Annotated in this window: 25 protein-coding genes, 1 pseudogene and 1 riboswitch; of the genes and pseudogenes, 11 read left to right on the top strand and 15 right to left on the bottom strand. The window is 60.5% G+C overall.

Translation table 11 applies throughout. The features are described from left to right. Nucleotides 1-98: 98 nt before the first annotated feature. From ACZ89E_RS28100 to ACZ89E_RS28085, 4 genes are all read right to left on the bottom strand, one after another. Nucleotides 99-1,463, bottom strand: coding sequence for a DUF1329 domain-containing protein (locus ACZ89E_RS28100; protein WP_149661109.1), 1,365 nt, complete (start codon nucleotides 1,461-1,463; stop codon nucleotides 99-101). A 28-nt stretch (nucleotides 1,464-1,491) separates the two neighbouring features. Then, nucleotides 1,492-3,381, bottom strand: a complete 1,890-nt coding sequence (locus tag ACZ89E_RS28095; protein ID WP_476256812.1) for a DUF1302 domain-containing protein — start codon at nucleotides 3,379-3,381, stop codon at nucleotides 1,492-1,494. 346 nt (nucleotides 3,382-3,727) lie between these two features. Next, on the bottom strand, nucleotides 3,728-5,410 hold the full coding sequence (locus ACZ89E_RS28090; RefSeq protein WP_463258448.1) for a fatty acid--CoA ligase: 1,683 nt from the start codon (nucleotides 5,408-5,410) through the stop codon (nucleotides 3,728-3,730). Between the two features lie 147 nt (nucleotides 5,411-5,557). Beyond that, a complete protein-coding gene (locus ACZ89E_RS28085) occupies nucleotides 5,558-6,187 on the bottom strand; it encodes a LysE family translocator (protein WP_463258449.1) in 630 nt (209 codons plus the stop codon). A 253-nt stretch (nucleotides 6,188-6,440) separates the two neighbouring features. Here ACZ89E_RS28085 and ACZ89E_RS28080 point away from each other — a divergent pair, with 253 nt between their 5' ends. The 3 genes from ACZ89E_RS28080 to ACZ89E_RS28070 all read left to right on the top strand — a co-directional run bounded on the left by ACZ89E_RS28080 (nucleotide 6,441) and on the right by ACZ89E_RS28070 (nucleotide 9,275). Beyond that, the gene (locus ACZ89E_RS28080) at nucleotides 6,441-7,406 is read left to right on the top strand and encodes a 2-hydroxyacid dehydrogenase (RefSeq protein ID WP_476256811.1); all 966 of its coding nucleotides are present in this window, start codon (nucleotides 6,441-6,443) and stop codon (nucleotides 7,404-7,406) included. A gap of 33 nt (nucleotides 7,407-7,439) precedes the next feature. Continuing rightward, entirely contained in the window at nucleotides 7,440-8,438 is a 999-nt protein-coding gene (locus ACZ89E_RS28075; RefSeq protein ID WP_463258451.1) for a methyltransferase, read from the top strand. 40 nt (nucleotides 8,439-8,478) lie between these two features. Continuing rightward, nucleotides 8,479-8,602, top strand: a riboswitch (yybP-ykoY riboswitch). An 88-nt stretch (nucleotides 8,603-8,690) separates the two neighbouring features. Next, on the top strand, nucleotides 8,691-9,275 hold the full coding sequence (locus ACZ89E_RS28070) for a TMEM165/GDT1 family protein (RefSeq protein WP_463258452.1): 585 nt from the start codon (nucleotides 8,691-8,693) through the stop codon (nucleotides 9,273-9,275). 224 nt (nucleotides 9,276-9,499) lie between these two features. On the opposite strand, the gene ACZ89E_RS28065 is transcribed toward ACZ89E_RS28070, so the two are convergent. Further along, entirely contained in the window at nucleotides 9,500-10,318 is an 819-nt protein-coding gene (locus ACZ89E_RS28065) for a M48 family metallopeptidase (RefSeq protein WP_133840282.1), read from the bottom strand. Nucleotides 10,319-10,532: 214 nt separating this feature from the next. Between ACZ89E_RS28065 and ACZ89E_RS28060 the strand changes: the two are divergent. Both ACZ89E_RS28060 and ACZ89E_RS28055 read left to right on the top strand, forming a co-directional pair. Then, nucleotides 10,533-11,870, top strand: a pseudogene (locus ACZ89E_RS28060) (methyl-accepting chemotaxis protein); the annotation flags it as partial. A 12-nt stretch (nucleotides 11,871-11,882) separates the two neighbouring features. Further along, nucleotides 11,883-12,725 (top strand): methyl-accepting chemotaxis protein, encoded by an 843-nt coding sequence (locus tag ACZ89E_RS28055; protein ID WP_429531233.1) that lies wholly within the window; start codon nucleotides 11,883-11,885, stop codon nucleotides 12,723-12,725. A gap of 45 nt (nucleotides 12,726-12,770) precedes the next feature. Here ACZ89E_RS28055 and ACZ89E_RS28050 read toward each other — a convergent pair whose 3' ends face one another. The 3 genes from ACZ89E_RS28050 to ACZ89E_RS28040 are packed head-to-tail and all read right to left on the bottom strand — an operon-like array spanning nucleotide 12,771 to nucleotide 13,885. Next, the gene (locus ACZ89E_RS28050; protein ID WP_133840280.1) at nucleotides 12,771-13,394 is read right to left on the bottom strand and encodes an SOS response-associated peptidase; all 624 of its coding nucleotides are present in this window, start codon (nucleotides 13,392-13,394) and stop codon (nucleotides 12,771-12,773) included. 35 nt (nucleotides 13,395-13,429) lie between these two features. Further along, entirely contained in the window at nucleotides 13,430-13,690 is a 261-nt protein-coding gene (locus tag ACZ89E_RS28045) for a putative signal transducing protein (RefSeq protein WP_149661117.1), read from the bottom strand. Between the two features lie 12 nt (nucleotides 13,691-13,702). Beyond that, nucleotides 13,703-13,885: a CPXCG motif-containing cysteine-rich protein gene (locus tag ACZ89E_RS28040; RefSeq protein WP_008153387.1), complete on the bottom strand. Its 183-nt coding sequence runs from the start codon at nucleotides 13,883-13,885 to the stop codon at nucleotides 13,703-13,705. A gap of 142 nt (nucleotides 13,886-14,027) precedes the next feature. On the opposite strand from ACZ89E_RS28040, the gene ACZ89E_RS28035 reads away from it, so the two are divergent. After that, complete coding sequence (locus ACZ89E_RS28035) at nucleotides 14,028-15,191, top strand: 1-acyl-sn-glycerol-3-phosphate acyltransferase (protein WP_178129239.1); 1,164 nt, start codon at nucleotides 14,028-14,030, stop codon at nucleotides 15,189-15,191. Between the two features lie 209 nt (nucleotides 15,192-15,400). On the opposite strand, the gene ACZ89E_RS28030 is transcribed toward ACZ89E_RS28035, so the two are convergent. Beyond that, the gene (locus ACZ89E_RS28030; RefSeq protein WP_149661120.1) at nucleotides 15,401-15,685 is read right to left on the bottom strand and encodes a hypothetical protein; all 285 of its coding nucleotides are present in this window, start codon (nucleotides 15,683-15,685) and stop codon (nucleotides 15,401-15,403) included. 174 nt (nucleotides 15,686-15,859) lie between these two features. Here ACZ89E_RS28030 and ACZ89E_RS28025 point away from each other — a divergent pair, with 174 nt between their 5' ends. Next, nucleotides 15,860-16,066, top strand: coding sequence for a hypothetical protein (locus ACZ89E_RS28025; protein WP_476256810.1), 207 nt, complete (start codon nucleotides 15,860-15,862; stop codon nucleotides 16,064-16,066). Nucleotides 16,067-16,276: 210 nt separating this feature from the next. On the opposite strand, the gene ACZ89E_RS28020 is transcribed toward ACZ89E_RS28025, so the two are convergent. After that, on the bottom strand, nucleotides 16,277-16,861 hold the full coding sequence (locus ACZ89E_RS28020; protein ID WP_123410123.1) for a YajG family lipoprotein: 585 nt from the start codon (nucleotides 16,859-16,861) through the stop codon (nucleotides 16,277-16,279). Nucleotides 16,862-17,066: 205 nt separating this feature from the next. Here ACZ89E_RS28020 and ACZ89E_RS28015 point away from each other — a divergent pair, with 205 nt between their 5' ends. Together ACZ89E_RS28015 and mqo are read left to right on the top strand one after the other, a co-directional pair. Beyond that, nucleotides 17,067-17,300, top strand: coding sequence for a hypothetical protein (locus ACZ89E_RS28015; protein ID WP_054045638.1), 234 nt, complete (start codon nucleotides 17,067-17,069; stop codon nucleotides 17,298-17,300). 736 nt (nucleotides 17,301-18,036) lie between these two features. Then, a complete protein-coding gene (gene mqo / locus ACZ89E_RS28010; RefSeq protein WP_476256809.1) occupies nucleotides 18,037-19,545 on the top strand; it encodes a malate dehydrogenase (quinone) in 1,509 nt (502 codons plus the stop codon). Nucleotides 19,546-19,694: 149 nt separating this feature from the next. Here the strand turns inward: mqo and ACZ89E_RS28005 are convergent, their stop codons facing one another. The 4 genes from ACZ89E_RS28005 to ACZ89E_RS27990 form a co-directional block, all read right to left on the bottom strand. Then, nucleotides 19,695-19,982 (bottom strand): PA4642 family protein, encoded by a 288-nt coding sequence (locus tag ACZ89E_RS28005; protein ID WP_092278109.1) that lies wholly within the window; start codon nucleotides 19,980-19,982, stop codon nucleotides 19,695-19,697. Between the two features lie 63 nt (nucleotides 19,983-20,045). Then, nucleotides 20,046-20,531: a hypothetical protein gene (locus ACZ89E_RS28000; protein WP_149661123.1), complete on the bottom strand. Its 486-nt coding sequence runs from the start codon at nucleotides 20,529-20,531 to the stop codon at nucleotides 20,046-20,048. Between the two features lie 173 nt (nucleotides 20,532-20,704). Next, nucleotides 20,705-21,178, bottom strand: coding sequence for a WbuC family cupin fold metalloprotein (locus ACZ89E_RS27995; RefSeq protein ID WP_149661124.1), 474 nt, complete (start codon nucleotides 21,176-21,178; stop codon nucleotides 20,705-20,707). Nucleotides 21,179-21,181: 3 nt separating this feature from the next. After that, nucleotides 21,182-21,739, bottom strand: a complete 558-nt coding sequence (locus ACZ89E_RS27990) for a hypoxanthine-guanine phosphoribosyltransferase (RefSeq protein WP_123509212.1) — start codon at nucleotides 21,737-21,739, stop codon at nucleotides 21,182-21,184. Nucleotides 21,740-21,903: 164 nt separating this feature from the next. Between ACZ89E_RS27990 and upp the strand changes: the two genes are divergently transcribed. Continuing rightward, a complete protein-coding gene (upp, locus tag ACZ89E_RS27985; RefSeq protein WP_123410117.1) occupies nucleotides 21,904-22,542 on the top strand; it encodes a uracil phosphoribosyltransferase in 639 nt (212 codons plus the stop codon). A gap of 2 nt (nucleotides 22,543-22,544) precedes the next feature. Further along, nucleotides 22,545-23,819, top strand: coding sequence for a uracil-xanthine permease family protein (locus ACZ89E_RS27980; RefSeq protein ID WP_133840270.1), 1,275 nt, complete (start codon nucleotides 22,545-22,547; stop codon nucleotides 23,817-23,819). Nucleotides 23,820-23,997: 178 nt separating this feature from the next. On the opposite strand, the gene hemH is transcribed toward ACZ89E_RS27980, so the two are convergent. Next, a complete protein-coding gene (gene hemH, locus ACZ89E_RS27975; protein WP_476256808.1) occupies nucleotides 23,998-25,023 on the bottom strand; it encodes a ferrochelatase in 1,026 nt (341 codons plus the stop codon).

Below are 25,023 nucleotides of genomic sequence, written 5' to 3'. Positions count from 1 at the left end.
CAAGCTTTGCTCCTACGGGGGCGTGGTGGGTCAGGCAAAAAAAACGCCCCGAACCAGTCGGGGCGTTTTTCGAGGATGCGGCCTCTGTCTACAGCGTGTTAGCGAACACCATCCTGACGCAGTGCAGCCGGGGTGAAATCGCTGGTGGTGGCGGTGAAGCCGAAGTCATACGCCGACTTCTCTTCGTTCTTCATGCCCAGGGCCAGGTAGCGACCCGATTGCAGGTCATACAGGGTTTCCAGGGCGTACCACGGCACTTGCTTGTCGTAGTAGTTCTCGGCGTGGGCTTCTGCCACGCGCCACAGCTGATTGCGACCGTCGTAATGGTCGATCACCGCAGCCTGCCAGGTGTCTTCGTCGATGTAGAAGTCACGTTTGGCATAGATGTGGCGCTGACCTTCTTTCAGGGTCGCCACCACATGCCAGACCCGGCGCAGCTCGTAACGAGCCAGGTCCTGGTTGATGTGGCCGGCCTTGATGATGTCGGTGTATTTCAGCTTCGGATCGTCGAGCTTGTAGCTGTCGGAGGCGATGTACATCTCTTTCTTGCCTTCGAGTTTCCAGTCGTAGCGATCCGGCGCACCGTTGTACATGTCCAGGTTGTCGGAGGTACGCAGGCCATCGGCGGCGGTACCCGGCCCGTCATAGGACACTTGCGGGGCGCGCCGCACACGACGCTGACCGGCGTTGTAGACCCACGCCGAACGCGGTTCCTTCACCTGGTCGAGGGTTTCGTGCACCAGCAGCACACCACCGGCCAGACGTGCCGGCGCAGTCACTTTCTGCTTGAAGTAGAACAGGATGTTGCCTGGGTTTTTCGGGTCGTAGTCCTTCATCTTGTCGCGGAACACGAACTGGTCCTGGAAGTACACCAGGCTGAACGAGCCGTTCGGTTGCGGCGTGGCCTGGGTCACCAGACGGGTCACGCTGCCGCCGCGATAGCGGGTGATGTGGTTCCAGATGACTTCGACGCCGCTTTTTGGAATCGGGAACGGCACGGCGGTTTCGAAGTTTTCCAGGCCATTGCCGCCGGACACCAGGTTGGTGTTGGTGGCGTTTTTCTTGATGGCGGCGAACACGTCATCCGGCACGGTAGCGCCGCGATGGGACGGGTAGACCGGCATCTTGAAGGTTTCCGGGTAGCGCTTGAACATCGCGTACTGGCCCGGGGCAAGCTTCTCTTTGTATTGGTCGACGTTCTGCGCAGTGATGGTGAACAGCGGTTTTTCACTGGCGTACGGGTCGGACAGGAAGCCCTTGCTGTCAACGCTGCCGGCATTCTTTGCCAGGGGTTTCCAGGCTGGAATGGAACCGTCGGCATTACCCGCCATTTCGGCGCCCATCGGCGTCAGGCTCTTGCCCAGTTTGTCCGCTTCCGCGGCAGGCACCGCGGCCATGACACTTGTCGCCAGCAGCGAAAGCCCCAGAACACCGGCGTGGAACAGACTCTTTGTTATTTTCATAGGTGTGTTCGTCCTGAAAAAGCAGTGCTTAGAAGTTCACGCCGAAGCTGAGCGCGACGAAGTCACGGTCATCCACGGTGGTGTACTTGCCATCAAAGAAATTGGTGTAGGCCAGGCTTGCGGTGTAGGTGTTCTGGTATTCGGCATCGACGCCCAGGCTGACCGCTTTGCGACCTTCCTCGAAGTTGCCGCCAGGGCCAGGCGAGTAACCGCTGACGTCATGGGACCAGGCCACGTTCGGCTTGAGGTTCACCCCGGCAAACACGTCGTTGTATTCCCAGATGGCACGACCGCGGTAGCCCCATGAGGTGGCCGTGGTGAAGCCTCCGTTGGTGCAATTGCGGCTGCGGTTGTTCTGTGGCGAACCCGGGCCGGCGCCGTTGATGGTGCTGGCGTTGAGGATGTTGGCGCAGGTATCGGTGCCGCCGGTGGCGGGCAACTCACCCGGACCGTAGACCGGATCACGGCCGTAGCGGACATCGGACGTGCTTTCCAGGCCGCCGACGTGGGTCACGCCCACTTCGCCCACCAGGGTCAGACGGCTGGCGCCCATGACCTGGTCAAAGAAGTGCGTCAGGGTGGTCTGGAACTGGGTGATTTCCTTGCGGCGATAACCGTGCAGGTCCTGACCCGGTACGCCGGTCAGCAGGGACGCGTTGGACAACGCGCCACCGATAGGACGGACGCCGGCGAACAGGATGTCGGTGGAGTTCAGTTGCACCGGTGCGTTCGGACGGTAGCTCAGTTCACCGCTCCACGCCGTACCGGTAGGCAGGGTGGTGGAGAAGCTCAAACCATACAGGCGGATGTCTTCCGGGTATTCGACGAAGTATTCCGAATTGCCTGCCACCAGCAGCGGTGCGAGTGCGGCGAACGGCCCTGGCAGCGCCCGTGCAGTGTTGTAGACCGACTGCGGGGCACCGGTGGCGCTGAAGATCGGCGCACGGCTGTGGTAGTTCATGAAGTAGGCGCCGAACTCGGTGTCCAGCGGGTCGAACATGTACTTCAGGGACGCGCCCCACTGGCCGCTGTCACGGGCGTCACGATCGCCACCGCGCTTGACCAGCACACCTTCTTCGTTGACGTCCACGCCATTGGCGGCCAATGGGCCCAACGCGACGGCTGGGATCTGCGAACGCTTGTTCAGCACGCGCAGGTTGCTGTCGCAACCGTCGGCGATGATGTCGGGCTGGGAGAAGAACGTGCCGCAGTTATCGACGACGGTCTGGTCCCACTCGAGCTGGTAGAACGCTTCGGCCGACAGGCTTTCGGTCAGGCTCTGGGACACGTAGAACATGTTGACCGGAATCAGGCCTTCCTTGATCTCGGCGCCCGGACGACGGAACGCGGACACGTCGATCGGGTTGATCGAGTTGATGCCGCCGCCGATGAAGGTACTTTCACCCCAGCTCACGACCTGCTTGCCCAGACGCACGGAGCCCGGCTGATCGGCAATGGAGTAGTTGTGGTAGACGAAGGCGTCGAGGATCTGCCCACCGGCGGACTTGGCGCCTTCCTTGCGGTTGTTGTCGCTGATGTCCTTGAACTCGCGACTTTCGTCTTTCAGTTCAAAGTCGTACCAGTACTTGCCGCGGACGAAGACCCCGGTGTCGCCGTATTTCAATTCGAGGTCGTGGATGCCCTTGAAGATTTTCGAGAAGGTTTCCCCGCTCTTGAAGTTTGCGTGACCGTCATCGGACGTCTGGGACAGGCCATGGCCGCCGTTGTTGACGCCGATAAGGTTCTTGTTGGGACTCTGAGTAGACCAACTGGCACCGATCGACAGTGATGAGTCGAACTGACCTTCGATTTCACCGACATTGAAACTGACGCCGAATGCAGGCCCGGCGAGCGAAGAGGCGATACTGACCGCCAGGGGCAGTTTCGCCCGGCGCCAGAACTGGTTTACTGATGTCATCGACGCTACTCCATGTGCATTATTGTTATGGCAGTGAGTACTTTTAAAAACGTTGTGGATGACCGAGAGCCAAGGCGTCCCGAATTCAATCCCAATGTGCATCGCCCCGTTTGTGCGTGTGCTCCGTTCTTAAAAATCCTTGAGCGGACTATAGCCAGCAGGTAGTACTGCTTGATCCCTCTAAAGTGTGATTTGCAGCTGCCGGCCACTCTGGAACAGTCCTTTCGCCAGTCCGACACATGTCGGCACGGCAAGGATGGCTGAAAATTCGGATTTCACAAGCCAAGCGCTTGCTTGGTGGGGCTGGCGTGCCCTTTCGGGCACGCCAGGGGAGGTCAGAACACGCTCAAAGCGTCGAGAGGAAGGTGCTGTTGTTGGCCTGCCATTCGGTGATGTCGAGGCGGATGCGCTTCTTGTCGAGCTTGCCGACGCTGGTCTTGGGAATTTCAGTAACAAGGGCAATCTGGCTCGGGATGGCCCACTTGCTCAGATGCCCCAGCTCGACGAACGGCTTGAGGTGCTCCTTGAGTTCACGAGCCCCGATCTCATGCCCTTCGCGGATCACCAGCAGCGCAAACGGCCGCTCGCCCCACTGCGGATCGGCAATCCCCACCACTGCTACTTCACGTACCGCTACGTGACGGCTGATCAGGTCTTCGAGGTCCAGGGACGAGATCCACTCGCCGCCGGTCTTGATCACATCCTTGATCCGGTCGCGAATGTCGATCACGCCCATGCTGTCCAGGGTCGCCACGTCGCCGGTGTGCAGCCAGCCGCCAGCCCAGAGCTCGGCGCCCTTCTGTGGTTCGTTGAAATAACCTTCGGTGAGCCACGGCGCGCGCAGCACCAGTTCGCCCTGGGTCTCGCCATCGGCGGGCAGGAAATTGCCGTCGGTGTCGACGATCGCCGCTTCCACCAATGGTCCCGGCACGCCGGCCTTGATTCGATAGGTCGTGCGTTCGTCTTCGGTGCCGGCCATCAATTCGTCATTGAGGTGAGCGCAGGACACCAGCGGCCCGGTTTCCGACATGCCATAAGCAGCGGTCAATTGAATGCCCTTGGCCTTGGCGGCTTCGTACAGCGTACGGTTGAGCGCGCTGCCGCCGATGACGATTTTCCAGCCACCGAAATCAGTGTCTTGGGCGCCTTTGGCGTTGAGGACCATTTGCAGGATGGTCGGCACGCAGTGAGAGAAGGTGACTTTCTCTTTGCGCCACAACTCCACCAGGTATTCCGGATCGTAGCGACCGGGATAAACCTGCTTCAGCCCGAGCATCGTCGCCACATACGGCAAGCCCCAGGCGTGCACATGGAACATCGGCGTGATCGGCATATAGACGTCGTTGGTGCCCAGCAGCCGCACGCTGTCGATAGCGCCCATGATGGTCGACACGCCCATGGTGTGCAGCACCAGTTGCCGATGGGTGAAGTACACACCTTTGGGATTGCCGGTGGTGCCGGTGGTGTAGAAGGTGGTCGCGACCGAGTTTTCGTCGAAATCCTGGAAGTCGTACTGGGTGCTCGCAGCGGCCAGCAGTTGCTCGTATTCGCCGACAAGGTTCGGCAAATCGGCGGTTTTTTCTGGCAAGTCGGTCAGCAGCAGGGTTTTCTCAACCGTGGTCAGGTGCCCGGCGATGGCCTGGTACAGCCCCACAAACTCACTGTTGACCAGCACGAAGCGGTCCTCGGCGTGGTTCATGGTGTAGAGGATCTGTTCCGGCGACAGGCGCACGTTGATGGTGTGAATCACGGCGCCAATCATCGGGATGGCGAACATGCATTCCAGGTACCGATGACTGTCCCAGTCCATCACCGCCACGGTGTCCCCGGCCTTGACCCCGGCCGCCGTCAACACATTGGCCAGCCGTGCGACCCGTTCGATCAGGGTCGGATAGCTGTAGCGCAGCTGGTCGCGGTAAATGATCTCGCGGGTTTTCTCGTAACGAGCGCCGGACATCAGCAGTCGTTTGATCAGCAACGGATACTGGTAGGCGCCTTCGGCGGGCGGGATAACGCGAGTCTGCAACATAAGAATCCCTTTTCTGACTACACGGTCTTGGCTTGGAAGATAAGCACTCTAGAGCCCTTATACGCCAACCAAATCAGCCAAAGGTATGATTTGCAGAACCGTACAAATGCTAGCTTTGCGCCAGCATTTGGTAGGATCCGCGTTTGATCAATGCATCTCGGTGAACGCGAGTTTTACGCCGATGGCGATCAGCACCGCGCCCATGGTCCGGTCGAACCAGTGGCCCATGCGGGCGAAACCGGCGCGTACCCGTTGTTGGCTGAATAACCTGGCCACCAGGCAGAACCACAACGCCGTGGCGAACGCGAGGTAGATCCCGTAGCTGGCCTGCACGACCAGTGGCGTGTGCGGGTTGATCACCACGGTGAACAGCGACAGGAAGAACAGCGTGGCCTTGGGGTTCAGGCCATTGGTGACGAAGCCCGAAGTAAACGCGCCACGGGCGGTACGCTCGCCGACTTCCTTGTGCAGGTCGTCCGACACCGGTTTGGCCGGTTGTGCTCGCAGCGCCTTGAAGCCGATGTACAACAAGTAGGCAGCCGCCGCCCATTTCAAGGCGTTGAACAGCACAATCGACTGGGACACGATCAGGCCGATGCCGAGCAGCGAGTAACCGACGTGCAGGAAAATCGCCGTGCCCACACCCAGCGCGGTCCAGGTCCCGGCGCGGCGACCGTGGGTCACGCTCTCACGCACCACCACGGCAAAGTCCGGGCCGGGACTGGCGACGGCCAGCAGGTGAATCAGGGCGACGGTCAAGAATTCTGTCCAGTACATGGGGGGCTCCTCTGGGGCAGATCGGTGAATAACTTAGCTCAGACACACTTCATATCTGTGGCGAGGGGGCTTGCCCCCGTTCGGCTGCGAAGCAGTCGCAAAACCTGTCCACTCGGTACACCTGACGAAACAAGGTTGCTAATGAAAGGGGCCGCTTCGCGCCCCAACGGGGGCAAGCCCCCTCGCCACATATGTTTCATCTGGTAGGCTCGGCAGATTACGCCTTCAGTTCATTGCACAAAAGGTACAGTTGATGACGAACACTCGCCGCGCCGTTTTCCTCGACCACCCGTCCCTGGACCTGGGCGACCTCGACCTGACGCCTTTGCGCGATTGCTTCAGCGACTTGCAGTTGTTCGCCCAGACCACGCCGGATCAGGTGATCGAGCGCCTCAAGGGCGCCACCGTGGCCATCAGCAACAAGATCCTGATCGACGCCGCCGCCATCGCCGCCAGCCCCGAACTCAAGCTGATCCTGATCACCGCCACCGGCACCAATAACGTCGACCTGGCGGCGGCCCGCGCCCACGGGATTACCGTGTGCAACTGCCAGGGTTACGGCACGCCGTCGGTGGCCCAGCACACGATCATGCTGTTGTTGAACCTGGCAACACGCCTGGCCGATTACCAGAAAGCCGTCGGCGAAGGGCGCTGGCAGCAGGCCAAACAGTTCTGCCTGCTGGATTACCCGATCGTCGAATTGGAAGGCAAAACCCTCGGCCTGCTCGGTCACGGCGAACTGGGCGGTGCCGTCGCGCGATTGGCCGAAGCCTTCGGCATGCGCGTGTTGCTGGGGCAGATTCCCGGCCGCCCTGCCCGCCCGGATCGCTTGCCGCTGGATGAACTGCTGCCGCAAATCGACGCCCTGACCCTGCACTGCCCGCTCAACGAACACACCCGGCACTTTATCGGCGCCCGTGAACTGGCTTCGATGAAACCGGGTGCCTTCGTGGTCAACACTGCCCGCGGTGGCTTGATCGACGAACAGGCCCTGGCCGACGCTTTACGTAACGGTCATCTGGGCGGCGCGGCCACGGACGTGCTGAGTGTCGAACCGCCGGTCAACGGCAACCCGTTGCTGGCCGCTGACATTCCCCGACTGATCGTCACCCCGCACAACGCCTGGGGCAGTCGCGAGGCGCGGCAGCGCATCGTGGGCCAGTTGACCGAAAACACCCAGGCGTTCTTCAGCGGTAAGGCACTGCGGATCGTCAGTTGATAAACTGCCGCACTTTTTTTCAAGGAGCAGAGTATGGATCCGCGCAGTGAAGTACTGCTTCGTCAGGCCGAGTTATTCCAGGGTTCGGTGTTGCTGGCCGGTTTGCCCGCCGACGACTTGCTGGGCCGCCTGCCCGACGCCCATGGCTGGTGCTGGCATGCCGGCGATCAAGCAGCGCTGGACGCACGCTTCGCCGAGCGCAGCCACTTTGGTGTGAACGCACCGGAGCGTGAATTCGACACGGCGGTGGTGTTTCTGCCCAAGTCCAAGGACCTGACCGACTACATCCTCAACGCCCTCGCCTCCCGTTTGGCCGGGCGCGAGTTGTACCTGGTCGGTGAAAAACGCAGCGGCATCGAAGGCGCGGCCAAGCAACTGAACCCGTTCGGCAAGCCGCGCAAGCTCGACAGCGCGCGGCATTGCCAGTTGTGGCTGGTCACCGTGGCCAACGCGCCAGAAGCCAAATCCCTGGAAAGCCTGGCCCAGGAATACGAACTGCCCTTGGCCGAAGGGCCGCTGAAAGTCATCAGCCTGCCGGGTGTGTTCAGCCACGGTCGGCTGGATCGCGGCAGCGCGCTGTTGCTGGAGCATCTGGACAAGTTGCCCAGCGGCCATTTGCTCGATTTCGGTTGTGGCGCCGGGGTGCTGGGCGCGGCGGTCAAGCGTCGTTATCCGCACAACCAAGTCACTTTGTTGGACGTGGATGCGTTCGCCGCTGCCAGCAGTCGCCTGACATTGGCCGCCAACGGTCTGGAAGCCGAGGTGATTACCGGTGACGGGATCGATGCCGCGCCGATGGGGTTGAGCGCGATTTTGAGCAATCCGCCGTTCCATGTCGGGGTGCACACCGATTATTTTGCAACCGAGAACTTGCTGCGAAAAGCAGCCAAACATCTGAAAAACGGCGGGGAACTACGCCTGGTTGCCAACAGTTTCCTGAAGTATCAACCGCTGATCGAAGAGCACCTGGGCGTGTGTGCGATCAAGGCAGAAGGACAGGGTTTCCGAATCTACCGGGCCAAACGCGGCTGATAAATAAGTGCTTGCCTAACGGATTTTGCCTAGGCAGAATCCGCTCCGTCCTAGGGGAGTAGTCTCCCACGAGCGCCATGCTCGTCCGGCATACGTCAACATACTTGGTCAACAGGCCATGGCGTATGCGACCCAAGCGTCCACACAGATGGTCGCCAGGGTTTGACAAGACCTATGACACGAACACCTTACCCGGGGCGGGAAGGCTGTACGTGTCATAGCCGTGTCGACCCGCCCCTTAGGAAAACCCTGATGCTGGATTCTCTTCTCGTTCCCACCGCAATCGTTGCCTTGGCCGAAATCGGCGACAAGACGCAACTGCTCGCGCTCATTCTCGCCGCTCGCTTTCGCAAACCCTGGCCGATCATCGCCGGCATCGTTGCCGCGACCCTGGCCAACCACGCGGCAGCCGGTGCGGTAGGCGCCTGGTTCGGCAGCTTCTTCTCGAATGCAACGCTGCACTGGATCCTCGCCGCCAGCTTCACCGCGACGGCGTTGTGGACCCTGGTGCCGGACAAGATGGACGACGACGAAGCCAGCACGGCGCGCAAGTTCGGCCCGTTCCTGACCACATTGATCGCGTTTTTCCTGGCAGAGATGGGCGACAAGACCCAGGTCGCTACGGTGATGCTCGCCGCGCAATACCCGGAACTGTGGCTGGTGATCATCGGCACCACCGCCGGGATGTTGATTGCCAACGTGCCGGTGGTACTGGCCGGTAACTTTGCGGCGGACAAACTGCCGTTGACATTGATCCGTCGACTGGCGGCTTCGGCGTTCTTCGTCCTGGCAATTGTCGCGGTGTACAAAGCGATGCAGAGCAGTGGGTGGGTATAAAAACAGCGGCAAGCTACAAGTTATAAGCCCAAAGATTGAAGCAGAGCAGACCCGCCTGACTGATCTTCCCATGCTCTGCGTGGGAATGCCGCCCTGGACGCTCCGCGTCCGTTTTTGGGGTGTGACGCAGAGCGTCACAGGATGCATTCCCACGCAGAGCGTGGGAACGATCAACGTTGTCTGTAGGAGCGAGGCTTGCCCGCGAAGGCGTCAGCCGCCTCGACTCAGGACTTCGAGGCTTTCTCGTACAACGGCATAACCTTCGGAATCGCTGCCTGCAACGAAGCAATCCGACTGGTCGACGCCGGGTGAGTGCTCATGAATTCCGGTGGTGAACCTTCCGACGCCTTGCTCATCTTGTTCCACAAGGTGATCGCTGCGTTCGGGTTGTAGCCAGCGCGGGCCGCCAGTTCCAGGCCGATCAGGTCGGCTTCGTTTTCATTGGCGCGGCTGTTCGGCAAGGTCATGCCGTAGTTGGCCACGGTGTCGGCCAGGGCCAGGCTGTCCTGCCCCAGACCGAACAAGGCACCGGCGCCCTGCTTGGCCATTTCCATGCCATAGGCCTTGGACATCGCTTCACGACCGTGCTCGCGCAGGGCGTGGGCGATTTCATGGCCCATGACCGCGGCGATTTCATCGTCGGTGAGTTTCAGGCTGTCGATCAGCCCGGTGTAGAAAATGATCTTGCCGCCAGGACCGCAGTTGGCGTTGAGCTCGTCGCTCTTGATCAGGTTGACTTCCCACTTCCACTGGGCCGAATCCGGACGGAAGTTCGGCGCCTGGGCAATCAGCCGGTTGGCAATGGCCTGGATGCGCTTGGCATCGGTACTGGTCTTGTCCAATACCCCTTTGCTCGTCGCCTCGCCTACTGTCTTCTGATAGGACTGGGCATACATCTGGTCGACTTCCTGGCTCGACAGCATGCTGAACATGTACTGCTTGCGCTCAACCCCGACGGCTCCGCCGCTGGTGGTGTTGACCGACTGACAACCGGCGAGCAACAGACCCGCGCTCAATGCACTTGCAACCAATGTCTTGTTCATCAATAGAGCTCCCTGAAAACATGCCGCGTATCGTAGGCGGTGAATTGTATCGGCGCCAGATACAACAGACGTGTAGCACAGACTTTTCCGACAATATTTTCTGCGCTGCCGAAAAAAATTCACAAACTCGCGCAGGCCACGCCCGCCACGCTTCATTTACGACCTCCAGCACGTCAAAACAGTCATTTCGCCACGCCCCCGCTCATGGACCCCGATGCCCCGGCCGATACAACAGCGCAGACGTCCTCTTGCGTGCGGAGCACCCATGAAATTCAAGTCAATCCAGTTTTCCGTAGCCGCCCTCGCCGGCGCCATCGTCCTCAGTGTCGTCGCGGCCCTGGTGCTGTACGCGCTGTTTTCCGGCGCCCGGACGCAAGACATGGTCCAGGAACGGACCCAGGCGCAGTTCGAGCAAGTCATCGAGCAGCGCCTCACTTCCCTGGCGCAAACCCAGGTCAGCCAGATCCAGCGCGAGCTCGAAGCACCGCTGCTGATTGCCGGCGGCCTGGTGCGGGTCAACGAGCTGATCGGCACCCCGGGCGCCGATGGCCAACCCCAGGTGAACATCAGCCGTGAGCAGTTGATCAGCCTGATCAAGCAAAACGTCGCCAGGAATCCGAAGATCCTCGGCACCTACATCGGCTGGGAAAAAAACGCCCTGGACCATAACGATGTGGCCTACGTCGATACCAAGGTGGTCGGTATCGACGCCGCCAACGGACGTTTCCTGCCGTGGTGGTTCCGCAACGAGGACGGCAGCCTGGGCCTGGACAAACTGGTGGACGTCGACGACCAGAAAACCCTGTCCACCGGCGTGCGCGCCAGCGAGTACTACCTGTGCTCGAAAGAAACCAAGAAATCCTGCGTGATCGATCCGGCGCCCTACAAGGTCGGCGACAAAATCGTCATGCTCGCCTCCTTTATTGAACCGATCATGCTCAACGGCGCCTTCCAGGGCATCGTCGGCGCCGACCTGTCGGTGAACTTCATCCAGGAAATGCTCCTGGGCGCCAACCAGAAACTGTACGGCGGCTCGGGCGTGATGGCGCTGATCGGCGGCAATGGCCGGATCGTCGCCTACACCAAGGACCCGAGCAAATTCGGCGAGAAGGTCAGCGACATCCTCGACAGCCAGCAGATTGCCAACATGGCGAATCTCAAGCGCGGCGAAGTGACCTACACCGTCGACAAGGCCAATGGCCGGATCGAATTGTACCTGCCGTTCGGCATCGGCCAGACCGACGCCCGCTGGACCCTGATGCTGCAATTGCCGCTGAACGCGGTGATGGCCGACCTGCAAAAACTCCAGGGCGACCTGGATAAACAGCGCAAGTCCGACACCTTCGGCATGGCGATGGTCGGCTTGCTGATTGCGGGTATCGGCTTGCTGGTGATCTGGCTGGTGGGCCACGGCATCGCCCGTCCGCTCAAGCAAATGGTGGCCATGCTCGACGACATCGCCCAGGGCGAAGGCGATCTCACGCGCCGCCTGAGCAGCGACCGCGCCGACGAACTGGGCTCGATTGCCAAGGGCTTCAACACCTTCCTGGCCAAGTTGCAGGCGATGATCACCCAGGTGGTGACGTCGGTGCAGAGCGTCAGCGATTCATCGGAACACACCGCCGACATCGCCATCCGCACCAACATTGGCGTGCACAAGCAGATGGCCGAGATCGATCAGGTAGCCACGGCAGTACACGAAATGACCGCCACCGCCCAGGACGTGGCACGCAACGCCACATCGGCAGCGCAGGCGGCCAGCCATGCGGACAAAGCGGCAGCGCAAGGCATGCAGATCGTGCGCGACACCTCGAATTCGATTGGCGTGCTGGCGGTGGAAATCGGTAAAGCGGTGGCCGTGGTGCAGACCCTGGCCAAGGACAGCGAGAACATCAACGCGATCCTTACCGCGATTCGCGGGATTGCCGAGCAGACCAACCTGCTGGCCTTGAACGCAGCGATCGAAGCTGCGCGCGCCGGGGAACAGGGCCGTGGTTTTGCCGTGGTGGCCGATGAAGTGCGCAACCTGGCACAGAAGACCCAGAAGGCCACCGAAGAAATCCAGACCATGATCCAGCAACTGCAACAAGGCACCCGCGATGTGGTGCGGGTCATGGAAGACAGCCAGAACCGTACAGATGAAAGCGTGCAGCATGCGGCGAAAGCGGCTGAAGCGCTGGAGACGATTACTCAGGCGGTGTCGGTGATCAATGACATGAACACCCAGATCGCCAGCGCGGCCGAGGAACAGAGTGCGGTAGCGGATGACATCAACCGCAACGTGATCAACATCGGGCAAGTGGCCAACGAAGTGGCCGGCGGGGCGGATGAGTCGAGTGCGGCCAGTGCGGACCTGACCAAGTTGGCGGAACAGCAGCGGCGGTTGATCAATCAGTTCAAGGTCTGAGGTGATCGTTCATGATCGTTCCCACGCTCCGCGTGGGAGCGATCACTATCCCGGCGTCAAACACTCCGGCCCGTTGAGCTTCGGATCATTCACCAGATTCGCCAACACCCGCTCGCGCAACGCCGCCGGCTCACTGGCCAGCAATCCCTGCAACACATGCAAAGGCGTCTCGGGATCAAGCCACGCGGCCTGCCCCGCCTCATCGAGAATCAACGGCCGGCGCTGACTCGCCGCCGGCTGGGTGATCACCGCCGTGCTCAGCCATATCTGCTCCTGCACTGGATACGCCTCCCAGATCGCCGCGAAAAACAGCGCCGAGCCCTCCCCCGGTGTCAGCCAATAGGGGCGCTTGCGTTGGGTGCCGCGCCATTCGTAGAAACCATTGGCCGGCAACAGGCAACGGCGCTCGCGCAGGGCCTGGCGAAACATCGGCTGTTCGGCCACGGTTTCGGCCCGGGCATGGGCCGGGGTGCGGGACAAGTCGGTCAGCCACGGCGGCGTCAGGCCCCAGCGGGCGCGAGCCAACTCACGCTGACCGTCGGCACCGGCACGCAGCATCAACACCGAATCGTTGGGGGAAATATTCCACTGGGCCTGCTGATCGGCGGGGAAGCCAGGCAGGGCCGCGAAGGCGGGGTTCCAGCGAAACAGGGCATAACGTCCACACATGGGGCAACACAACTCTTGATAAAACGACCGTCAGCCTAACAGACCAGCGTGCCGGGAAAACTTTCCGGTTCATCACCGGGCATCGGCAACGCGGCATTGTAGGCGGTGATCAGTTCCCGGGCGTACTCGGCCTGATCGTTATCCACGGACAAACCCAACAAACCGTAAATCGGCAATTCACCGCTGCCACCGAGCAAATCCCGCCCCACCAGATGCGCTTCGATGCCCTCGCTGGCGAGCATGCCTTGCAGCAACTCGCCTTCCATCAGGTTTTCCGGTTCGTAGATTCGCTGCATCGGGCGCCCCTTTCATTCGTTCTCGCTATGAACTTCGAGCAACCATTCCTGACCGTCGGTTTGCAGGACAAACGTGATCGGCCTGCAACACACCGGACAATCCTCGATATAGGTCTGATCGCCGCCGGACAAATCCAGCACGGCCTCGGCCTCTTCACCACAATACGGACATTCGTAGCGCTCGGTTTCCAGCATCGCGGTCTCCCAGGTGACTTGTGCGTATAATCGCCGGTCTATTTGCAGGGCTATTTTTGTCTGGCTACCTTTTCAGACCGTGCCCCGTTGGTTTTCGATCAAAACCTTTACTTACCCTAGCCGTTTCTAACAAGAGAGCATGATGGGCGAATTCGATGCCATCCGACCTTACGACGACAGCGAAGTCCCAGCGGTGCTGGCGCGGCTGCTCGGCGACAAGGCGCTTCTAGATATCCTCATTCACTTTCGCTTCCCGCGTTATGCCGGTGCTTTCGGCTGGATGCTCAAACCTCTTATAGCTCATCGGCTGCGCCGTGAGTTCGCCGGCGTCAACTCGGTGGCCACTTTGCAGGACAAGGTCGAGGTGTACGTCGACCACACCATCGAGCGCGCCACCGACGGTGTCACCTACACCGGCGTCGAGCAGTTCAAGTCCGGCAGCGCCTACCTGTTTATCGCCAATCACCGCGATATCGTGATGGACCCGGCCTTCGTCAACTATGCCGTGTACCACGCCGGCCTGCCGACCCCGCGCATCGCCATCGGTGACAACCTGCTGCAAAAGCCATTTGTCAGCGATCTGATGCGTCTGAACAAGAGCTTCATCGTGCACCGCTCGATCACCGGTCGCCGCGAGAAGATGGCGGCTTACCAGTTGCTGTCGGCCTACATCAACCACTCGATCCGCAACGACTGCGCCTCGATCTGGATCGCCCAGGCCGAAGGCCGGGCCAAGGATGGCGACGACCGTACCGAGTCGGCGATCCTCAAGATGTTTCACATGAGCCGCAAGGACGAGCCGTTCGGCGAGGTCATCCAGTCGCTGAACGTGACCCCGGTGTCGATCAGCTACGAATACGACCCGTGCGACCAGGCCAAGGCCCGCGAACTGTTCATCCGCGCCACCACTGGCAGCTACAGCAAAGTGCCGGGCGAGGACGATGTGAGCATCGCCAAGGGCATCACCGGCTACAAGGGCCGGGTCCACGTGAATTTCGCCGCGCCGATCACCGAGCTGTTCGACGACACCAAGCAATTGGCGATCGAGATGGACAAGCAGATCCTCGGCGGTTACCGGTTGTTCCCGGTGCACTACCTGGCTTATGCGCAGTGGAAGGATGCGGATCCGCAGCTTCAGGTGCCCAAAGCCGCCGAGGTGTTTGCGGCGGATGAACTGGCCAAGGCTCAGGAAGAATGGCAGCGCCGGCTGGAGGCTTGCCCTGAGGAACATCGTCCGTTCCTGGTGTTGCAATATGCGACACCGGTGCGCAATCAGTATCGGGTGAAGGCTGGGTTGCCGCTTTAAGCAGCTTGACCGGACACGACAACGGCGCCTTCGGGGCGCCGTTTTTTTGGCCTTATACCAACTGTGGCGAGGGGGCTTGCCCCCGTTCGGCTGCGCAGCAGTCGCAAAATCGGTGCTTGCGGTGTGCCAGACTGAACGCGATGACCTTTGGGGCTGCTTCGCAGCCCAACGGGGGCAAGCCCCCTCGCCACAGGTCTTGTGTCAGAGATTCAGAAGCGGGTACTGATCCACGACACGACCAACGCCACACCCAGGCAGGCAAACCCGAAGCGATAGAAAAACCGGTTCATGCGCTGGGTGGCGCCATCGAGCATCAACATCGCGTCATCGACACGACGGCTCTGGGCATGCGCCTCCAGCACCGCCAGCGCACGCTGTTCGCGGCGACGGGTAGCATGCAGCAGCCAGCAGCCGGGGAAGGCAATCAGCAAGGCCAGCAGGTTGATCAACTTGGCGGGATGGTTGGTGAACAACGAAATCAAATGCAACGACATCACGGACCTCGGGCAAAACTAACGTGGCAGACGTCGGACCGACGACCGCGGCGCGGATTCTACCGAAAGCGTGCGACAAATAACGAACCATTGGGCCGATTGCTGTCTTGTGTCACGGCGTCGTCATCTGAATACGCCAGTCTGTCGCCCCTCGAAACCGACACAGAGCACAGCATGCTGCACGCCGAAAACCAGGACCGCCTCTACCTTATCGCGCAATGCGACGAACAGCAGAATCTCGTCGGCAGCCTCGCCTTCAACGTCCAGGACCGCCACTGGCTGGTGTATTGCGCCCTCGGCGGGCATCAACATGCGGATTTGCCCGAGACGGACTTGCTCACGGGCGTGAGCGTGCTGGATTTCTATTCCCAAGCCGCCTGACACAACAGAACCTTTGTAGGAGCGAGGCTTGCCCGCGAAGGCGGCGGCACATTCAACATCAATGTTGACTGACACACCGCCTTCGCGGGCAAGTCGAATCGTCGCACCGCTCGCTCCTACAGGGGTTTTGTATTCGTCCACAGAAATCGGCGGACATGAAAAAGCCCGGGACCATCACTGGCACCGGGCTTTTTTGTCTCTCGCGAAAGGTTATTCGCCGAGAATCTGACCCACGGTCGGGTCCTTGAACAGACGCGTCAGGGCATCGCTCAACACATCGCTGACCAGCTTGGTGTTGGTTTCCTGATTCGGCGCCATGCCGAAACGCTGGTCCAGGGAAGCGCCGTAACGACCGCTGTAACGACGGTTGGCGTTCTGCACGTCGGAGCGGAAGGTCGCGCCGATGGTGGCTTCGGTCACGTACATGCCTTCTTTAGGCGACTGATATTTCAGCTCCGCCAGGGTCACGGTCAGTTGCGGCGCATTCATGCCATTGGACACCGGGGTGAAGCCCAGCAAGCGCACGGCCGCCTCGGCCTGGGCCTGCAACTTCGGCAGAATCTGCGCGCCCTGCACGGTGATCGCGCTGGTCTCGGGGTACAGACCGCCACGGGTGCCCAGGGTTGGCGATGGACGGCCGTCCACCACTCGCACCACAACCTGCTGGCCATGGCCAACCGGCGCCAACTGAGTGGTCAGCTTTGGCTCCGGGTTCAGTTGTTGCGGGCTGTGGGCGCAGCCAACCAGGGTCAAACTGGTCACAGTGATCAAACCGAACAACAGGCGTTGCAACATGCTCTTCTCTCCAGAATCAGGCACAAACAGGCCGGCAGTATAGCGGTGGGCCATCGTCGCGAACTAGGGTCTCGCAACGATTGTTGAAATCTCTGACAAACCCCGCACGAGCCGGTTCCTGTCACACACCTGTAACCGTCCATACACGTTGGCGTCACGGCCTGCTGGCAACCTTCACAGCAGTCACCCCACAAGGTACTCCGCCATGCGTTATCTGATCTCGTTGTTCGCGCCACGTCCGTTGCACCGCAGCTTCGCCCTGCTCGACCGCAATGGCCATTGCCAGGCGTTCAAGCAGTGCAGTCTCCAACCCATGGGTGATGGCTGGGTCGAAATCGAAGAAATCCGCCTCAACTGGTTGCACCATCCCCTGCCCCCGAGCGCCCGCGTGCGCCAGCATCAACCTCGTTCACGGGTACAGGCGCTGTTGTCCATCTGACCAGACGCCTAATAAAAGTCATTATTCACGACCATTTCCCTGCGTTTCTTAGATACAATCTCCCCCCGATTATAAGGACGTCTCCTGATCGGGCCTCGCAGCACCGTCAATGCCCCGGTATTGGCACCCCGCACCGCCCACAGAGAGCCGCCCACACAGATCGAGTGAAGCTGGCGCGCTTGCTGTTCCCTGAGCAAAACCCCCACTTTTCGCGAATCTGCAGAGCTGTCATTACGCTCGGTCACTGAGCTGTTTGCCCGTTTTGCCTGTCATGTATCCCATGGCGGCAATCCATCCGGGCACGGTGCCAGGCTGGGACAGCCCTTTTTTGAGGTTCACGTCTTCAAAAGAGCGTGAAAAAAACGGGTTTTCACAACTTCACAAGAGTGTGGCGAGCAAATGAATAGTTTTGCGTCTGAACATGCACCATTAGCGTCTGAAACAGCCCAACGACACAGGACCGGGTACGCCTCAAATACCGGAGCCTGAAGCCTGTCCGCTACGGATTTGGTTGCACAAACGGATGTCTCGACCATAAGTCGAATTGCCAGTCGTGTGCTGAAATGAGTTCATATCACTCATAGGCCCGGCCGGTAGCGTCCGTCGAAGTTGCGAAAAATTGCGAAGATTCGGACATGGCGACACTGCCATGGGTACCTGGGGCATCACTGACTCGCCCTGAACGCCTGGCAGCCATGCCGACAATTTGGTGCTGCAGATTTTGGAGACGCGTTAAATGGCGCATAACGAAGCAGTCGACGTAGTACTCGTAGGGGCCGGCATCATGAGTGCCACCCTCGCTGTACTGCTCAAAGAGCTCGACCCCGCGATCAAGCTGGAAGTCGTCGAGCTGATGGATTCGGGTGCCGCGGAGAGTTCCAACCCGTGGAACAACGCCGGGACCGGTCACGCCGGGCTGTGTGAGCTCAACTACACGCCGCAGGCCGCCGACGGCACCGTCGACATCAAGAAAGCCGTGCACATCAACACCCAGTTCGAAGTGTCGAAGCAGTTCTGGTCGTACCTGACCAAGAAAGGCACCTTCGGCTCGTGCAAGACCTTCATCAGCCCGGTGCCGCACCTGAGCTTCGTGCAAGGCGACAGCGGCGTGTCGTTCCTCAAGTCACGCTTCAACGTGCTGAGCAAGCACCACGCCTTTTCCGATATGGAATACACCGAAGACAAGGCCAAGATGGCCGAGTGGATGCCCCTGATGATGCCGGGCCGCTCGCCCGACGAAGTCCTGGCCGCCACCCGCGTGATGAACGGCACCGACGTCAACTTCGGCGCCCTGACCAATCAATTGCTCAAGCACCTGACCAGCGCACCGGATGCCCAGGTCAAGTACTGCAAGCGCGTCACCGGCCTGAAGCGTAACGCCAATGGCTGGACCGTCAGCATCAAGGACGTCAACAGCGGCAACACCCGTGAAGTCGACGCCAAATTCGTCTTCCTCGGCGCGGGCGGCGCGGCATTGCCGTTGCTGCAAGCGTCGGGCATCGAGGAAAGCAAAGGCTTCGGCGGCTTCCCGATCAGCGGCCAATGGCTGCGTTGCGACAACCCGGAAGTGGTCAAGCACCACCAGGCCAAGGTCTACAGCCAGGCCGCCGTGGGTTCGCCGCCGATGTCGGTGCCGCACCTGGACACCCGCGTGGTCGATGGCAACAAGTCCCTGTTGTTCGGGCCATACGCCGGTTTCACCACCAAGTTCCTCAAGCACGGCTCCTTCATGGACCTGCCGCTGTCGGTTCGTGCCGGCAACATCGGCCCGATGCTGGCCGTGGCGAAAAACAACATGGACCTGACCAAGTACCTGGTCAGCGAAGTGATGCAGTCGATGGAGCAGCGCCTGGAATCCCTGCGTCGCTTCTACCCTGAAGCGAAGGCCGAAGACTGGCGCCTGGAAGTGGCCGGCCAACGGGTGCAGATCATCAAGAAAGACCCGAAAAAGGGCGGCGTTCTGCAGTTCGGTACCGAACTGGTCGCGGCCAAGGACGGTTCCCTTGCTGCATTGCTCGGCGCTTCCCCTGGTGCTTCGGTGACGGTTTCGATCATGCTTGAGCTGATCGAGAAGTGTTTCCCGAACAAAGCCGCCGGTGAATGGGCGGCCAAACTGGCGGAAATCTTCCCGGCTCGGGAAAAAGTCCTGGAAACCGACGCGGCGCTGTATCGCAAGATCAACGCGCACAACAACGTCGCGCTGGAACTGGTTGAAGCCAGTAACGAGACCGAAAGCTACGCTTGATTCGGCCCCACAAAAAACGCCCCGTTCTCAGTGAGAGCGGGGCGTTTTTTTATGCGTCTATCTGTAGGAGCATGGCTTCCCCGCGATGGCGTCCTTCAGAGCGCTATCGCGAGCAAGCTTTACTCCTACGGGGCACAGGTGTCCGCGATTCAACCGCGAGCCTTGGCGATCAACTCGATGTACTCAGCCGCATTACGCTGATCCTTGATCACCGCAACAAAATCATTGCCATGCTCATCCTTGCCGTCCAGGTCAAACCCGGCCTCGACGAAAAACGTCAGGAAGCGCTCGAAGTCGTCGATGCGCAGGCCGCGATAGGCCTTGATCAGTTTGTGCAGGGACGGGGAAGTGGCGTCGACCGGTTCAAAATCGAGGAACAGTTTGATTTGTTCATCGCCGATCTCGTCACCAATCACTTGCTTCTTATCTTTACGCATTGCCGACTCCAGCTCGCAGACATTTCACGGGGCGGGCAGTTTACCCCTCGATTGAGGCCAGGCTCAACGCGAACGCACGCTGCCGGTGTGCAGATCGGCCCAGACATGGCCGTTGGCGTAACTGAGGAACTGGCAATACACCGTGTCGTTGCGCAGCAAATCGATCACCACCCGGTATTGAGCCAGCGGGTAGTAGAGCGTCAGGGTTTTGCTCTTCTCGTCGTAGATCGGCTTTTTCAGGCTTTTGCTTTCGCCATCGAAATTGACCATCACCTGGCTGATGGTCGCGCCCTTGTTCAGGGATTTGCCCTTGAGGCGGATCAGCAGCGGTGACGTCACCGGGATCGGTTGTTGGGTCGACTGGCGTTGGCTACCCACCACCACCGAATAATCGGTGACCTGCAGCAGTTGTTGCTGCTCCGGTTCGGCGTCGCGCAGGGTCAGGTCGTCCGGCGGCAGGAACTGCGCGTGCATCGGCGCCGGGGCGGCGACCAGGGGCAGGCTGAGGGTCAGCAACAGGGCGGCGCAGCTGCGGATCAAAAGGCTCATGACGGGCTCCGGAGGCGAGGCCGGGCACTTTATCACGGCTGACGGAGGTGAAGCTGTGCCGCCGCCTCTGCAGGAGGGAGGCTTGCCCGCGTGAAGGCGGTGTGTCAGTCGATAACTGGTTTGACTGACACACCTATATCGCGGGCAAGCCTCGCGCCTACACGGGGTGGAGATCAATCGAACTGCGCGCGCATCCAGGCTTGATACTCGGCCACACCCGTCTCGCCTTCACGCGGAGCCCAGTGGGCCAGATCACCTTCACCGACCGGACGGAAAGGGCCAGCCTTGCACTCGAACATCACGCTATCAGCTTCCAGCACCACCAGACCGTGATAAATGCCTGCCGGCAAGTCCACCCCCAGGCAATCGCCACCGGCCTGCAGGACGCACTTATCGGTAACCTGGCCAGACTCATCAAAAATCAGCAGGCCGAGACGACCTCGCAACACCACCAGGGTTTCAGCCTTGTCGGCGCTCTGGTGCCGGTGAGGCGGAATGTACGTGCTCGGCTGCAACCCTACCGCCATCCGGTGGCAGGGTTCCTCCATCTGATGAAAGTTGTGATGCTGCCGACCACGTGGGTTGCCCGCCGCTTTCTCAGCCAAATCCGCGAACAGTGCTTGATCCAGAAAGCTCGGCGTAGCCATTGTTTACATTCCTTTAACGGCAAAAATCCCATTGGCGTTGCGCCAGTAGCCTTTGTAGTCCATGCCATAACCGAAGATGTAACGGTCGATGCACGGCAGACCAACGAAATCGGCTTTCAGGTCCGGGCGAGCCTTGCGGTCGTGGTCCTTGTCGATCAGCACGGCGGTGTGCACTTTGCGCGCGCCGGCGTGTTTGCAGTAGTCGATGATCGCGCCCAGGGTGTGACCTTCATCGAGGATATCGTCGATGATCAGCACGTCGCGGTCGAGGAACGAGACTTCCGGCTTGGCTTTCCAGAACAGGTCGCCGCCGCTGGTTTCGTTGCGATAGCGGGTGGCGTGCAGGTAGGACGCTTCCAGCGGGAAGTGCAGATGGGTGAGCAGCTTGCCGGCGAAAATCAGGCCGCCGTTCATCACACAGAACACCACCGGGTTGGTCTCAGCCAGCTGTTCGTTGATGTGTGCACCGACGCGGGCGATGGCCGCCTCGACTTCAGCTTCGGTGTACAGGCAGTCAGCCTCTCGCATGATTTGACGGATATGCTCGAGATCAGCAGGCATGTCGCTCTCCAAGGGGTGGCGGATTCAGGAAAAGCGGGCAAAGGTACGCATCCCGCCCGGCCGAATCAAGCGTTTGTGGACTAACGTACCTTATGTCTATAGGACAACACCCTCGGATAGATTAATCTAGGCCGGTTTTTTTGCCCGCCGCCGGAGCTTTCCCCATGCCCATCCAAGAGATCCGCCATCCGCTGATCCGTCATAAACTTGGCCTTATGCGCCGCGCAGACATCAGCACCAAGAATTTCCGTGAGCTTGCTCAGGAAGTCGGTGCCCTGCTGACCTATGAAGCCACCAAAGACCTGCCGCTTGAAACCTACGATATCGAAGGTTGGGCCGGCACCGTGTCGGTCGAGAAAATCGCCGGCAAGAAAATTACCGTGGTGCCGATCCTGCGCGCCGGTATCGGCATGCTCGAAGGCGTGCTGAGCCTGATCCCGGGTGCCAAAGTCAGCGCCGTGGGCGTGGCCCGCAACGAAGAAACCCTGCAGGCCCACACCTACCTGGAAAAACTGGTTCCGGAAATCAACGAACGTCTGGCGATGATCATCGACCCGATGCTCGCCACCGGCAGTTCCATGGTCGCCACCATCGACCTGCTGAAAAAGGCCGGTTGCCGCGACATCCGCGCGATGGTGCTGGTTGCCGCCCCTGAAGGCATCGCTGCCGTAGAGAAGGCGCACCCGGACGTGATGATCTACACCGCCTCCATTGATGAACGCTTGAACGAGCATGGTTACATCATCCCGGGCCTGGGCGATGCCGGTGACAAGATCTTCGGCACCAAGCAGAAGGACGCTTGAGCATGCAGGAAGAGTTCAACGATCCGCTCTGGCGCACGGTGCTGTCGGGTGCACAGATGCTGTTCGTGGCGTTCGGCGCCCTGGTGTTGATGCCGCTGATTACCGGCCTTGATCCAAACGTGGCGCTGTTCACCGCCGGCCTGGGGACGATCCTGTTCCAGATCGTCACCGGGCGTCAGGTGCCGGTGTTCCTGGCGTCGAGTTTTGCCTTTATCACCCCGATCATTCTCGCCAAGGGCCAGTTCGGCCTCGCGGCGACCATGGGCGGCGTGATGGCGGCAGGTTTCGTCTACACCTTCCTGGGCCTGGCCGTGAAGATCAAAGGCACCGGGTTCATTGACCGTTTGCTGCCACCGGTGGTGATTGGTCCGGTGATCATCTCCATCGGCCTGGCCATGGCGCCGATTGCCGCCAACATGGCGATGGGCAAGGCGGGCGACGGCTCGGAGCTGATTCATTACCAGACCGCGATGCTGATCTCGATGCCGGCGCTGCTGACCACCCTGATCGTCGCGGTATTCGGTAAAGGCATTTTCCGCCTGGTGCCGATCATCTCTGGCGTGCTGGTGGGGTTTGGCATGGCGTTCTATTTCGGTGTCGTGGATACCGCAAAGATTGCCGCTGCCCCGTGGTTCGCGATTCCGCACTTCACCGCGCCGGAATTCAACTGGCAGGCGATTCTGTTTATCGTCCCGGTGGCGCTGGCCCCGGCCATCGAGCACATCGGCGGCGTGATTGCGGTCGGTAGCGTGACCGGTCGCGATTACCTGAAGAAACCCGGCCTGCACCGCACCCTGCTCGGCGATGGCATTGCCACCACCGCGGCCGGCCTGTTCGGCGGTCCGCCCAACACCACCTACGCCGAAGTGACGGGCGCGGTGATGCTGACCAAGAACTACAACCCGAAAATCATGACCTGGGCGGCGATCTTTGCCATCAGCCTGGCGTTTGTCGGCAAGTTCGGCGCATTGCTGCAAAGCATTCCGGTGCCGGTGATGGGCGGGATTCTGTGCCTGCTGTTCGGCTCGATCGCGGCGGTGGGCATGAACACGCTGATTCGCCACAAGATCGACCTGGGCGAGGCGCGTAACCTGGTGATTGTCTCGGTGACGTTGGTGTTCGGGATTGGCGGTGTGCTGGTCGGCACCGGCACAGGGCCAGACGACTTCGGCCTCAAAGGCATCGCGCTGTGCGCGGTGGTGGCGATTGCGCTGAACCTGTTGCTGCCGGGTAATGACAGCTGGAAGCACAAGAAGGCGGATGAGCCGTTGTTGTAACAGACGCCTCAATCCCTGTGGCGAGGGAGCTTGCCCCCGTTGGGTCGCGAAGCGGCCCTAAACCCTACAACCGCGAAACATTAGATGTACCGCGTTTGCTGAATTTACGACTGCTGCGCAGTCGAACGGGGGCAAGCCCCCTCGCCACAACAAGCCTGTCTCACATTCTGTGTGACGTTTACAGGGCCAACGGCGCCCGCTCACACAACGCATTCAACGCCTTCGCCCACTGCGGGTCATCGTTGAGGCACGGCACCAGCACCAACTCCTCCCCTCCCGCTTCGCGGAATTGCTCCAGCCCACGATCCCCGATCTCTTCCAGGGTCTCGATGCAATCGGCGACGAACGCCGGGCACATCACCAGAATCCTCTTCGCGCCACGTTTGCCCAACTCGTCGAGGCGTGCTTCGGTGTAGGGTTCGATCCACTTCGCTCGCCCCAGACGCGACTGGAACGATACCGACCACTTGCCATCCGGCAAGCCCATGCGCTTTGCAAATTCGTCCGCCGTGCGCAGGCACTGGGCGCGGTAGCACGTCGCCAATACCGCCGGTGAGGCATTCTTGCAGCAGTCTTCGTTCTTGAAGCAATGCTGGCCGGTCGGGTCGAGCTTGGTCAGATGCCGTTCCGGCAAACCGTGGAAACTCAGCAGCAGGTGATCGTAATCCTGCTCCAGATACGGCCTGGCACTGGCCACCAGCGCATCGAGGTATTCCGGCTGATCGTAGAACGGTTGCAGAATCGAGAGCTGCACATCGAGCTTTTTCTCGCGCACCACCCGTTTGGCTTCCTCGATCACCGTGGTCACGGTGCTGTCGGCGAACTGTGGATAAAGGGGCGCGAGGGTGATGCGCTTGTGGCCCTGAGCGGTCAGTTGCAGCAGCTTCGATTCGATCGACGGCTCGCCATAACGCATCGCCAGCTCGACGGGGCCATGGGTCCATTGGGCGGTCATGGCCTGTTGCAGACGTTTGCTGAGCACCACCAGTGGCGAGCCCTCCTCCCACCAGATCGACGCGTAGGCGTGGGCCGACTGCTCCGGACGTTTGAACAGGATCAGCGACACCAGCAAGCGTCGCACCGGCCATGGCAGGTCGATCACATACGGGTCCATCAGAAATTGATTGAGGTAGCTGCGCACATCCGCCACCGAAGTGGAGGCCGGTGAGCCCAGGTTGACCAGAAGCAACGCGTGATCGGTCAT

It is taken from the genome of Pseudomonas sp. TE3899 (assembly GCF_056279105.1).
The sequence above is the reverse complement of the archived record's forward strand: the minus strand, read 5'-3'. Positions and strand labels throughout refer to the sequence as shown.